Source organism: Enterococcus sp. AZ163 (assembly GCF_050498925.1).
GTDB classification, from domain to species: Bacteria; Bacillota; Bacilli; order Lactobacillales; family Enterococcaceae; genus Enterococcus_A; species Enterococcus_A ferrettii.
Genome location: NZ_JBIPAO010000009.1, coordinates 1 through 12,033 on the forward strand (window position 1 = coordinate 1; position 12,033 = coordinate 12,033).

Annotated in this window: 17 protein-coding genes; 4 read left to right on the forward strand and 13 right to left on the reverse strand. The window is 36.5% G+C overall.

The annotated features are described in order from the left end of the window. The coding region (locus tag IGI46_RS25675; RefSeq protein ID WP_429974620.1) for an MSCRAMM family protein at positions 1–1,449 on the reverse strand (1,449 nt) is incomplete at its 3' end. Between the two features lie 161 nt (positions 1,450–1,610). Continuing rightward, complete coding sequence (locus IGI46_RS25680; protein WP_429966116.1) at positions 1,611–2,330, reverse strand: hypothetical protein; 720 nt, start codon at positions 2,328–2,330, stop codon at positions 1,611–1,613. A gap of 251 nt (positions 2,331–2,581) precedes the next feature. Here IGI46_RS25680 and IGI46_RS25685 point away from each other — a divergent pair, with 251 nt between their 5' ends. Then, positions 2,582–2,797 (forward strand): CopG family ribbon-helix-helix protein, encoded by a 216-nt coding sequence (locus IGI46_RS25685; protein WP_429966115.1) that lies wholly within the window; start codon positions 2,582–2,584, stop codon positions 2,795–2,797. 119 nt (positions 2,798–2,916) lie between these two features. Here IGI46_RS25685 and IGI46_RS25690 read toward each other — a convergent pair whose 3' ends face one another. Then, entirely contained in the window at positions 2,917–3,117 is a 201-nt protein-coding gene (locus tag IGI46_RS25690) for a hypothetical protein (RefSeq protein WP_429966114.1), read from the reverse strand. A gap of 135 nt (positions 3,118–3,252) precedes the next feature. On the opposite strand from IGI46_RS25690, the gene IGI46_RS25695 reads away from it, so the two are divergent. Beyond that, positions 3,253–3,585 carry a hypothetical protein gene (locus tag IGI46_RS25695; RefSeq protein WP_429966113.1) on the forward strand — a complete coding sequence of 111 codons (333 nt, stop codon included), beginning with the start codon at positions 3,253–3,255 and terminating at the stop codon, positions 3,583–3,585. A gap of 53 nt (positions 3,586–3,638) precedes the next feature. On the opposite strand, the gene IGI46_RS25700 is transcribed toward IGI46_RS25695, so the two are convergent. From IGI46_RS25700 to IGI46_RS25740, 9 genes are all read right to left on the reverse strand, one after another. Then, entirely contained in the window at positions 3,639–3,980 is a 342-nt protein-coding gene (locus IGI46_RS25700; RefSeq protein WP_429966112.1) for a hypothetical protein, read from the reverse strand. A 23-nt stretch (positions 3,981–4,003) separates the two neighbouring features. Further along, positions 4,004–4,330, reverse strand: a complete 327-nt coding sequence (locus IGI46_RS25705; RefSeq protein ID WP_429966110.1) for a hypothetical protein — start codon at positions 4,328–4,330, stop codon at positions 4,004–4,006. A gap of 16 nt (positions 4,331–4,346) precedes the next feature. Further along, the gene (locus IGI46_RS25710; RefSeq protein WP_429966109.1) at positions 4,347–4,601 is read right to left on the reverse strand and encodes a hypothetical protein; all 255 of its coding nucleotides are present in this window, start codon (positions 4,599–4,601) and stop codon (positions 4,347–4,349) included. Between the two features lie 11 nt (positions 4,602–4,612). Then, the gene (locus IGI46_RS25715) at positions 4,613–4,843 is read right to left on the reverse strand and encodes a hypothetical protein (protein WP_429966108.1); all 231 of its coding nucleotides are present in this window, start codon (positions 4,841–4,843) and stop codon (positions 4,613–4,615) included. Between the two features lie 73 nt (positions 4,844–4,916). Then, complete coding sequence (locus IGI46_RS25720) at positions 4,917–5,171, reverse strand: hypothetical protein (protein WP_429966107.1); 255 nt, start codon at positions 5,169–5,171, stop codon at positions 4,917–4,919. Positions 5,172–5,275: 104 nt separating this feature from the next. Continuing rightward, complete coding sequence (locus IGI46_RS25725) at positions 5,276–5,596, reverse strand: hypothetical protein (protein WP_429966106.1); 321 nt, start codon at positions 5,594–5,596, stop codon at positions 5,276–5,278. A 182-nt stretch (positions 5,597–5,778) separates the two neighbouring features. Then, the gene (locus IGI46_RS25730; protein ID WP_429966105.1) at positions 5,779–6,003 is read right to left on the reverse strand and encodes a hypothetical protein; all 225 of its coding nucleotides are present in this window, start codon (positions 6,001–6,003) and stop codon (positions 5,779–5,781) included. A 657-nt stretch (positions 6,004–6,660) separates the two neighbouring features. Further along, positions 6,661–7,119 (reverse strand): hypothetical protein, encoded by a 459-nt coding sequence (locus tag IGI46_RS25735; RefSeq protein WP_429966104.1) that lies wholly within the window; start codon positions 7,117–7,119, stop codon positions 6,661–6,663. A 1,120-nt stretch (positions 7,120–8,239) separates the two neighbouring features. Beyond that, on the reverse strand, positions 8,240–9,730 hold the full coding sequence (locus tag IGI46_RS25740) for a primase C-terminal domain-containing protein (RefSeq protein ID WP_429966103.1): 1,491 nt from the start codon (positions 9,728–9,730) through the stop codon (positions 8,240–8,242). Positions 9,731–10,318: 588 nt separating this feature from the next. Here IGI46_RS25740 and IGI46_RS25745 point away from each other — a divergent pair. Together IGI46_RS25745 and IGI46_RS25750 are read left to right on the forward strand one after the other, a co-directional pair. Then, positions 10,319–11,134, forward strand: coding sequence for an AAA family ATPase (locus IGI46_RS25745; protein WP_429966102.1), 816 nt, complete (start codon positions 10,319–10,321; stop codon positions 11,132–11,134). Between the two features lie 4 nt (positions 11,135–11,138). Further along, the gene (locus IGI46_RS25750; protein ID WP_429966101.1) at positions 11,139–11,540 is read left to right on the forward strand and encodes a hypothetical protein; all 402 of its coding nucleotides are present in this window, start codon (positions 11,139–11,141) and stop codon (positions 11,538–11,540) included. 259 nt (positions 11,541–11,799) lie between these two features. Here IGI46_RS25750 and IGI46_RS25755 read toward each other — a convergent pair whose 3' ends face one another. Continuing rightward, positions 11,800–11,925, reverse strand: a complete 126-nt coding sequence (locus IGI46_RS25755) for a putative holin-like toxin (RefSeq protein ID WP_429966152.1) — start codon at positions 11,923–11,925, stop codon at positions 11,800–11,802. Positions 11,926–12,033 lie beyond the last annotated feature (108 nt).

A 12,033-nucleotide genomic window follows, 5' to 3' on the forward strand; every position in this document is an offset into this window, starting at 1 on the left:
TGTTCCCTTGTCATTCACTACAACAACCGGTGTCTTTTGATCTTTATATTCAATTTTTACGGTCACTGGTTTAAAGGTGTTCACAAACCCGTTAGCAGCAGTCTTTTCGGAGACATAATAGGTTCCTAAAGGCAGCTTGTTGCTAGAAGTCGCAATCCCTTGGTCATTTGAAGTGATCGTTTCTACTACCTTGCCGTCTTTATCTTTTTCGCGGATCTCAAACACATTCCCAGCACGAGAATAGTTACTGTTCCAAGGGTCTTTTCCACTTTCAACACCTGTTTTTTCAATCACGATCTGCCCGGTAGCTTTGACGTTTCGTGCTGTCACGATGGCCGTCCCCCCTGCTTTCACAACACCTTCGTAAGTATCGCTTTCGCCGATAGCCGAACCCAAGACATAGGGTTTTGGAACACCGATTTCAGTTATTTTGTATTTCACACCATTTGGAATATCTATAACTTTAACTTTTCCGTTACTGCCGGTAGTGACTGTTTTAGCAGCTGGTGCATTTTCTCCACTGAATTCCGCTTTAAATTTTGTATCTGGCAAATAGGCATTCGAGTCTTTGTCTACTTTGCCGATTTCAATGTCCCCAGTGGTTTTAATATCCCATTTGACCGAATAGCTTGCTGGATCGGAAATTCTAGGAGTAACAACTGTTTGAGAATTTTCTTTTGTCCAAATTATTGGTGTTCCATTAGCAAAACTTTTCAAGGCAGCATAAGTACCTGTTACCTTGGTCGGATCTGTTGGAGTAACATTAACCGATAATCCATCAGGAGCAATTTCAAATCTAACATTGGAATCGTTGGACACAACATTATCATAGGCTCTTAAATCTACTCCTCCACTATTTAGTGTTTTCGTTTTTCCATATTCCAATTGAACTGTACTTTTGTCAAAACTAGGAGCTTTTTTATAATCTTCAACTGCATTCATCAGTGTTTGCTTCAGCTGAGGAAATTCTGGAATTTGATCAATTGATGTAATGTTGAGATCATATGCTTTCAAATAACTCCAAACCACCGCTCTTGTAGCAATCTCTTCGTGTTGTGTCTTATTTGGAAAAACATTTTGCCAAATACAAGCGGCAATCAATGCGTCTCTATCTACCGCAGATGATTCTATTCCCTCATACCCATCGGTCCACTGACCACCTGTCAATGGAACTCCTGGAGCTACACAAAAAACCATTTCGTTATGACCATCTGGATACTGAACAGCCAATGAAGCTGTTACATCTGACCAAGCAACCCCACTTTTTGTACCTCTCATAGTATATAAATTGTCAGTATCGTAAAAAACTCTACCTGTTACTGTCTGTCTCGTAGTTCTTAACTTAATATCCTGGTCTTTATCTTCAGTGGCATGAACAACACTCTGACCACAAAGAAAAAGGATTATAGCTAAGATGATGCTAAAAAATCCTAAGAAAGATTTTTTCATTATCTCGTTCTCCTTCCAAAAAAAATAGCTAATCGAATTCGATTAGCCAACATCATTAGTAGAATCTGTTCTATGAACTATTTAATTTCATTTTATCCCACCTTTCAATTTATATAAAAAAGACTCCACAATTTTATTGTGAAGTCTGAATTTTAACTATTTTATTTGAAAATTTGTCTGTAACCATAACTTGGTGAAGACACGCTATTTTCGATCAATACTTTTCTAGCATAATCATCAATCCAAGCTTTAGCTTCACTTTCCGTGTTGAATATTTTTGAACCTTCCTTAATCCCATATTTAGCATCTTCTGAATGTGCAACATCAAACCAAACTGTCCAAACTAACTTAGGCTCAACAGGCTTTGTTGGATTAGTAGGATTCGTTGTACCCTGATCTCCTCCACTATACATTGCAACACCTTCGTATCTCCAGCCAGCACTCACTAAGTTATTTTTTTCGTTCACATCAGTTGTAAAGTGATGTGTTCCGGTCTTAGCATTGGGATTATACAGTCTGTGAACTGGTGTGGAACCGCCTGATTGCCATGCAATTCCTTCATCTCGCCAGCCTTGATTGGTCAGGTTAGTGACTTCATTTTTATTCAAAGTATAATGATGATCTCCCCCGTTATTTGGGTTAAATACTCGGTAGACTGGAGTCCCTTTGGCAGGCACTTCCCAGGCATTTCCTTCAGCTCTCCAACCTGCATTAACCACAAATGGAATTTCGTTCCCATTTGCTGTATATAGATGTTCCCCAGTGTTCGGATTGTATGCACGGTACAAGGTTGCTGCATCAGCAGCTTCACTCCCTGCTGCAAATGCTCCTAATCCTAAACCAACTATTAATGCTGCTTTCAATAAATTTACCTTTTTCATTTTAATTTTCCTCCTTGGATTTTTAATTACCTTTAAAACAATCATACGTACATTATACCTTAACCAAAAAAATAATCCTTCTGCGTTATGACCATATTTAGGTCGATTCTGATTTCTTTCCTACTGATCCACATGGATCTTTAGTCAAAACGAAAAAGTGGCGCCACTTCACAAAAGTAATGTAACATATTTAGAAAGCTATTGCAAGTAAAGTGACGTCACTTTATAATGTTCATAAAGGAGGGTTTACTATGTCTATTAATCGAAATAAAACTGACCGTGTACCTATTACAACTCCAAAAGATCTTACTAAAGAAATTGACGCCTACAAACAAGTAAAAAAATATTCATCAAGATCTAGAGCCATACAGGAATTAGTCAAATTAGGACTTGAATCTGAATACAAAAGACACCCCGGAATGAAAAATGACATTCAACTTGTACTTGATCAATCAATCGAAGATTAGTTAATACTTAAGATAAGGAGAGTTATTCACGGTAATGCCTCTCCTTTGCATACAATCGGTCGTTAACTGACTATCGAATTTCCTGCACTTGTTGATTCGTTTTAATATTTCACATCTTGTCAATTGCATTCTGCTTCATTGGATTTTTTACGGCTATTAGTGATTTTTCTACAAATAGTCCCATTTAATGAATTATTCTCCGAGAAGAACCCCTTCAATGCAGGCTCCTTTTTCATAACTGATTGGCTCTTAGCAGTATCGTTCTTCAATAGTGCCACTAAATAATTAGCCTCTTTCTCAGTTAAATTAATCGTAATCATCTCTGCCCTCCTAATTCCGTTAATTCTTCCATTTGCTGAGTTAACTGACTTGTTTCAATCTCTTACTACTGCATTCCCTTTTTAAATTTTTTTGATAATGATATAATTAATAAAAAAAGATTGAGGTGATTTAGAATGAGCCAAGTACAGTTTCTACTTGTTGCTTTTTGTGCTCTCGGTTTTTTTGGTAGTCTTTCAATACTTACACCTAATGTTCCTTGGCGTGATTTTACTATTCTCTTTCGCAAAGAAAAGAAAGAAGAGTACCTCAAATTTTCCAATAGCTTTCTTGGAAAAACTTGGCTAGTTGTTGGCTGCTGCTCACTAATTTTACTTTCAGTTACTTTTGTTATAAGAATCAACATCCGTCCTCAATTAATTATAATTTGTTTTGTAGTCTTTTTATTAGTGATGAGAATTCTACTGGAAATAATTTGGCAGAAAAATAAAATAACTTCTAAGAGATAGTGCGATTTTAGTGCTATCTTTTTTATCTTCTTACTATTCCACTATCCTGGTGGTTAGTTAACTGCATAATCATTTTTTATTGCCAGGAATCGCAATAGCACTTCTTGCCTTTTGTACTCTTCCATACATTTCCAAAGCTCAACTAATTGACGTGGAACCCACGACCTCCCAGCTGCTAACTCATTGATAATGCCAGTCGGATGAAAGCCGTACTCTCGAACTTCTTTTGTTTCATCTAACATCCAATTAAGCAAAATATCCTGATTTTCTGTTAGATTGCTATTCAGAAAGCTGAAATTTCTCAGCTTTATAAAATCACTGGTTCCTTGTACTTCTTCGATAGAAAAAGAATCACATCGCCCAATCGGTTTACCATTGTTGTAAATTAGACTCATACTTTTCTCCCTTCTATCCTTGGTTAATTGCCTGCTTCCAATTTTTCAATAAGGACGTTTAACTCATGTAAAGCTCTAAAAGCGGTCATCTTATCCATCTGTTTGTTAATTCCCTTGCCGTTTTTTATAGCCTGCAGTTCCTTAGCAGCTTCTTTCAATAAATCAAGGTTTGCCCCAGATGTATTGATACTTTTTTCTACCGAGTAAATTGTATTGATTGACTGCTTTACACCTTCCACATATCCGTCGACCCACATTGGGTTTCTATCATCGTTCACATCAATTCTATTATCAGTGGGTTCAGCTTTTGCCATTTCAAGTAATGTTTGAATTATTTTTTGATTGATCATTATTCTTCCTCGCATTTCATTTTTTATTTGGCGGTAAAATCCGCCAGGACGTTTCAGAGGTTGGATCGAAGAAATTAACCTCTTTACCACACTTAGGACATTTGACACCTAATAACGTTCCTGTCGGATGAGGTTCAAGTGTTCTAAGATACAAACGCCACCATCTATTGTCTCGGGTAAGTCTGAATTTCCAACCGCAATCAGTAGTTACATCCCATTTAGGAGTTGTACCTTCATCCACAAAATCTCTTTCATAGTTGCAGTACTTCATAAGATTTCGCCTCACTTCAAATTCAAAAACTGAAGATCAATAATGTTTATTTGGTCAAGCGTTTTTAACTTCATATCATCGTCATAGGCCTTGTCATAATAATCCCGCTTGCCTTTTATATTTTCAGGTGGGTTGCAGATGATTTCTGGTTTGGGTAAATCTGGCATATTCACATATACTTTGATCCCCCAACCATTAGTAATTGCTTTATCAATTTTTTCTAAGAACTCTTCTTTTTTCATTTGTCATCCTCTTTCTTATTCCGTTCTTTCGGTCATGTGCGGACATAAAATCTATTCGATTTCCTCCGCTAGCTTACTTTCTGAGTAAAAAAGCAATTATCTTCTTATAAACAGGGATCGTTCTTTTTTCGAGTTCTTTCTGTTTCCAACAAAAAAATTCGTTATCGTCAGTTAAATTTTCAATCTTAATACCTTTCTTTTTTTCAAACTTAGCTATTAGGCTCCATTCCAACTGGGCTGAGGGATTCATGATAAGATTTTTCTCGTCCTCATAACCTATCAAATTTTCTCGAACATCATTCTTGTACGTCAGTAGTCTTTCTGACAAGACCATTCATCTCCTTTAAAAAGACCTTCTAAAGCCCATTTGTGGACTGTTTCCTCCATTGCTGAGTTAGTGGAAATGGGCCCACCAACAAAAGACCAGTTCACTTATCCGCCTCTTTTTTGCCTGCCTCGTGGCTGAACAATTCTACCTCGATTAATTTTCACACCATTTTTCACATATAGACAGTACGTACCACTCGAGATTATTCGTACAGACTGAATCGGAATGATTGTTTTCATCCGAAATTTAGATAACAAGATCACTTCTTTTACTTCTAAAATCGATTGATCATCCACTACGTTATTATCGATCAACGAGGCCGTCATATTGGGAGAGACTTTCAGAAAAGACAGGTTGTTTTGCCCATCAAAAACCGGATTAACTGTCTTCCCAATTGGAAGTGTGATTGTTTTTTTCTCTTGCATCGGTTGCCTCCATTCTTTTTTTGAATCCTATTTATCTTTTCTTTGCTGACGAAAAACCATGGGCTTTCCGCCAGTATAGAAATTCTGCTTTTATGACAGACTTTTTTTCGTTTTTCGATCCTTCTAATAAAGCTTGATAGATCTCTTGGATGGTGTACCCTTTTCCTTGCAATCTGCAATACTTATTTAGGGTCAGATCGTCTAGTGTGAGTGGTTCTAACTTTTTCAACGTTGGATTCCTCCTCTCGATCGAAAGTAATTAGGACCATACCAGCCAGGTTCAAAAAGATACACAGGATACAAATCCCGATGCCGACCTGATTGATCCATGAGACAATTAACATGACAATACTTGCTACCAACAACACGACCAACAATTGAATCGTTACCTTTTTTTCTTCTGGCATTTTTTCTCCTTGTATTTAAAATCATCCACTAACTCAATGAAATGGTACATACTCCTAAACACCTTTTGTTTACTAGCTTTGCATAGACAATGTGATAATCACTGAGTTAACAGTAACCTCAGACGTTTAAGCATCCATTCACGTCCAAACTTTGAGAAACAAGGTTATTTTCACAAGATAACCTTTGAGTATGGTTAATCGCTCCCTGTAAAACTCTTACAGATCTTGGCAATTCTCCCTCTGATAGTAGCAGCACACCTATTCAACATTTTGCTGATTGCAGGTATTCCTCCAAGCCCTTTAGTAGCTGCTGATGATTAGCTTGGAGTAAGTCTAGCTAGTTTTATATTCAATTATCCTCCGAGTATATACTGTCTGTCGTGTTCGTTATCAACAACCACAGCGAGTATAAATCCAGATTCTTTGTGTTAGAAAATCTTTGCTAGTTCCTGTTTTGAAAGCCTAGCAAACAAAAGGTGTTTAAGCTCGTACGCTCATTTTTCTAGGCGCCGATAAAGTTCTGATATTTTCCCCATAGCCAGAACCGACATGATCGCTGCTCCAATATAAAAACCAACAAAGAAAATCACAATTTTTATAATCATCGTCTCACTCTCCCTTTTTTATTTTGAAGTGAAATTAAGTTAACCCTGGCATTTAAGTATCTTTCTTCGTATACCAAAAATCTCGAATACCAAAAACCCAACATTGGAACTCTTGCCTGTCCAGTTTAGAATAGATCTTTCTCGCTTGATCCAACATCTTTTTACGGCTTTCATAGTGTACTGCATCTCTGAAAGCCTGCTTATTCAATTCGGATTGGATTTTGTCGCTATTTTTGCTTCTAATTTTCACAAAATTATTATCACCCGTCGTTACAACTACTTCACCGTTCCAGCAGGCTACCAAGTCCCCTCTAAACCAAACAAATTTTATTTGGTTAAAGATCTTACTAACTGGTACTTCATAGAGCTCAACTTCTTCTCCCATGTTCCCTGTAGGAACTACTCTATACGCCACACCCTGGCGAATATTCCATGTGTGTTTATTGAAACACTGGACCCTACATCGTTTTTTCTCTAGGTCGGTTACCTTTACAACAATACCTTTCGACATACTTTCACTCCTTTACTCGTTTATATGCGACGTGAATAAACAAAAAACTTAAAGAATTGATTCCTGCCCGAAAAACAACAAAAAAAGGGAAACGCAGTCTACACTACGTTTCCCTTTATCAGATCATGTGTATCATTTCCCCAAGTTCCGCTTGATCATTATATTAATTTGACTGACACTATTAGGAATTTCGAGAAAAATTATTCCCCTTTTTCGATGAAAATCCTAACAATACCGATCCAATTTTGATATAATGACGAATGTCTGGAGAAATCCATGACCCGAAGGTTAACGCAGTAAGGCCTATACTTACTGCCTACAGCTGGTCTATGACGGAGCCTGAGAAACTCCTGAGATCAGCTGAGCCTTTGGTTATTTTTTTCAAACACTTTGGTATCTTGCTTGAGGAGCAAGAATCAATTCGCTTTCAGTCTAATCCTTTTATTGCTGATAAGTCAAGCAATATTTCTGTGATTCCTCTGAGAAACAAACTGCTCAAACTTCACTCCTCACCGTTCTTCAAACCTTACATCTCATTTTTTTGTTTTTTTATAAAATATCCAGTCTCCTCTCACTAATCATTTTTAGAATGTTTAAACAATTATTCCCAAAAACAAAAGTATTTAACCAACCAAAACTATCGTTATTTATTTTAGCAATCTTTTTTATCAATACTGGATAGAGATTTCACTAAACAAATTAGCATCTTACTGGCAAAATAAGTCATCTCTTGCTGGGGAACTAGCCATGGCGATTAACTCAAAATGAAATTAACGTCTTAATCTCACATAAAATTATAACAGATTTTTAACCGAATGCAAACGTATGTTCGCTAAAGCGTTCAAAGATGAAATATAGAATCAACATTGGGCTAAGGCCCAGCTAAAATAAGCTAATTTCATTTAATCCAAAAACCCAAGAAGCTGCTAATGCAGCAACCACTATCAATCAACAATAAAGAAACTAAAAAGAATAAAGGATAAGAGCGGACAGCAACAAACGCCTTATAAATATCGCGAATGCAATCAAAGGACTGCCAAATTACTTAGTATTCACAACACCACGGAAAGACAAAGCAGTATCATAGATATATTGTATAGGCAGTTTGCGGGTTTTATTTTCAGCCAGGAGCCGCCTTCAGCAATTCAATTTGAGTGTATCCATTTCCCATCGGTAATAGCTGTTCAAAAATCTCTTGAACTAATGTACCGGCCACACTAAAAGCTTCCCTAATCGCTTGAAAATAAGCCTCGCGGACTTCTTTTTTGGTTAAGATGATTGTTCGCATCAACGCTTTAACTGAAGCTATCATGATTCCGCCGCCGCGGCCGCGCGTAACTCGATAAAACACCTGGTTACTCTCTTTCAGCTTTTTCAGTGCAGCATCAAAACTTCTCTCCGGCACGCCAATTTCTTCACGAATCTCTTTCTTTGTAGAGTAAACAAATGGCTTATAGGTATAACTTTGTTCGTTTAGGTAATGGAGAATATCTTGCTGCCATTCTTTTGAGTGACTTTTCACTCGATCCTTTCGATCCTTTTTGAATTTCCACCAACCGGCTTTGTTACTAAATAGCTGATCATCTGTCAAATTTGGTGAAACCCAAGCATGGCAAATCTCCCGGACAAAATCTTTTGAAGCTGCCTGGTACTCTCCTGAGTAGGCGCTTTTCACGACTCGCAGGATCTCTGATTCTCTCAAAGGATTGCTGAAGCGTTCATTCAGCATGATCATGTTGTACTCACATGTGGCTTTATCATATCCTGAAGAATAGTATGCTAAAGAAAGGGTAAAAACAGCATTGTTTCGACCCAATAAGCCTTTTGATCCTTTTAATTTTTCAGAATGCAGCAGCAAATCAAACCACTTTTCATCAACCTGACGTATCTCATTTTTTTTAGCAGTTGGGAACGGGATCACCACTCCTGGCTTATCTCCAGATTTTTTCATAGACCAAGAGATCCACTCTTGGAAAGAATACCGGTAAGATTCCTCAAAGAAAAGAACGTTGTCGCTACGTGGAATTCGCGCAATACCAAAATGATTGCAACCCAGGTCCACTCCTGGTAATTCTTTAGCAAGTTCTTTGCGAATATTCTCGGAGATCCGCTTTGCCACATTGATCACTTTGAAGTTACTTTTCTTAGTAACATAGACAGCTTTTTCTAAAGCAAAATAAGCCTGGTATCCTCCAGGTGTATCTACAATCAACGTTGGTAACAAACCAATACGATCAAACGCTGCAAGTACAATCTCACCATGACTAAATTTTTCACCGGTAACGTCAATATCAACAACAAAAGTATTGATTTGACGCAGATTTTCTTCACTATGCCCTTTTGTAAACTGGCGGCTTTTATCAGCATATGTTCCAAATCTATACACGTTTGGTGTCCAATGAGTAAGTTGATCCCCATTCTCTATTGCTGCTTCTTCAGAAGTAATGACCATGCCTCTCCCTTGAATCATATGCTCCTTAGACCGGTAACCAAAAACAGCCCCTTTGTTCTCCTCAGCAGTACCAGCTGGCTTAATCTTGCTATTCTTATACTTGTAAATTCTCAAACCATCATTCAAAACCATTGTTACCATATCGTTTGCCTGGTACATATAATCACCTACTATTCTCAAATTAAAAATGCATGACTAAAAAGTCATGCATTTGTTTTATTGATTCATTCTCATACTCAAATAAGCCTAAAACAATTGAGTTTTTAGCGCTTTTTTGATATTATGTAATCAATAAATTGGATTTTCCAAAAGCATGAGCAGCCATTAATTCAGGGTCGAAGTTGAATTAATGACTGTTTTTTTTTTACTATCTTCAAAGTATATTATCAGCAGACTTTTGTAAATGAAAAAATACAATCAACTTTATCACCAGTATACCAGTGTATAAGTATACCAGTATACTGGTATACCACAAAAGTATACTGGTATACTTTTTGTAAAGTATACCAGTATACTACATCCACATTTAACTTGTACTACTCCCGTGAGATTAAGACAAAATTTGAAAATATACTAGTATACTAGTATATAAGTATACTGGTATACTAGTATACTTATAAGATCTATGTTCTTTATTTCAAAAGTATACTAGTATACTTTTGAAATAAAGTTTTCTATTTGCTTGCTCTTGATACTTCACCGTGGTATACTATTGCTAACTTAATAAGAGTATACGGAGGATATAGTATGGGTAAAGTTTATGTTGTCGGAAATTTCAAAGGTGGTGTAGGGAAGACCAAGACTGTTACTATGTTGGCTTATGAAAATGCTACCCAATTCAACAAGAAAACACTAGTTATCGATTTAGATCCGCAAGGCAATGCCACAACTATTCTTGCAAAAACCGGGAACGTAGAGGATATTTCAAAAAATGTCACTGATGGTTTTTTACAAGGGGATTTGTCCAGTCAGATTACACCAATCATTAATAATTTAGACTTAATTGCTTCAAATACCGCATTTAGGAATTTGTCTAAAATTCTTATTCAAAATTTTCCTGATGATGAAAGTAGTCAAATCACTTATTTAAACAAGTTGATTGAACCTCTTAAAGCTGATTATGATTCCATATATATTGATGTTCCACCAACAATTTCAGATTATAGCGACAATGCTATGTTAGCAGCAGACTATTGCATCATCGTCTTACAAACACAAGAATTATCATTAGATGGAGCACAAACATACATTGCTTATATGCAATATTTAGCAGATAATTATTCGAACAGCCTTCAAGTCCTAGGAATTATTCCATGTATGCTCAGACCTGGAGGACGTGTGGACAACAAGGTATTGAATCAAGCACATGAACTTTATGGTGGCAATGTAATAGATACCATAGTTAAATACCAAGAACGGCTCAAGGTATATGATGTTGAAGGAATAAAAATAAATTATTCATACACTGGAAAGCCTGATGGTTGGGATTTAAAAGCACATCAAGTCTTCATAGACGTTTTGAATGAATTAAATGAGCACGAAGACTATTTAGAAAGAGGGTAAAATTATGACAAAAAAATTTACTCCCTTAATTGATAACTCAAAAAGCTCTACCCCTGCTAAAACAACCCTAGAAGAAAAACAGGTTGCTATAAAAGGAAATAAGGACTTTGGCCGGATTGCTGGTGACTCTAATACAAAAAAGGTTGCTCCACAAAAGAAATTAATGATAAATGAAGAAGATCCACGATTGAAAGCAACTATGACCCAGAAGGTATCTCCTGCTGTTAATTTGAAAATTAACACATTAAAACCCTTTTTAGGTGAATTAGAGAATATGCCTAAAGCTACAGTTAACGAAATTATCGATCTATTGATTGACAGTTATACTGGTACTAGATTAACTACTAGGCAGCAAGAAGCATTTAAATCCATGTACGAAATGCAATATGAAATGATAAAAAAATAGTATACCAGTATACTGGTATACTTTATCGATATTTATATAATTAATAGCATATTGAAAATTTCTGGCACTAAAAGATAGTTTGTCTTTTATCATACCAAAATTTATATGGTAATAAGTTTTCGTATTACCGGGTAATATGCTATAATATAGACGAAAAGGGAAGTTGCACTAACAACCTCCCTTGGGACAGCTTCACCGTTTAAGACGGCGGCTTCGGTTAATTACTTAAAAATAATCGTCCTCAGCGAAAAAGCGACGGTTATTTTTTTTTGTCTTTTTTTAGCAACTCGACAACCAAGCTAATTAGAGCAATGGTAAACATACCAAAACCTAAAATCACTTGGACCGTCTCGTAAGCAGACAAAAGGGCATCTCCTTTCTTCAGATTTTTTGCGTAAGATCATACGCACCACCTCGTTTCAGAAAAGATAGCCACCGTCATATTCGCTTTTACTGTCCTGTCTGTATTATACCATTTCTCACCCAGTTATGA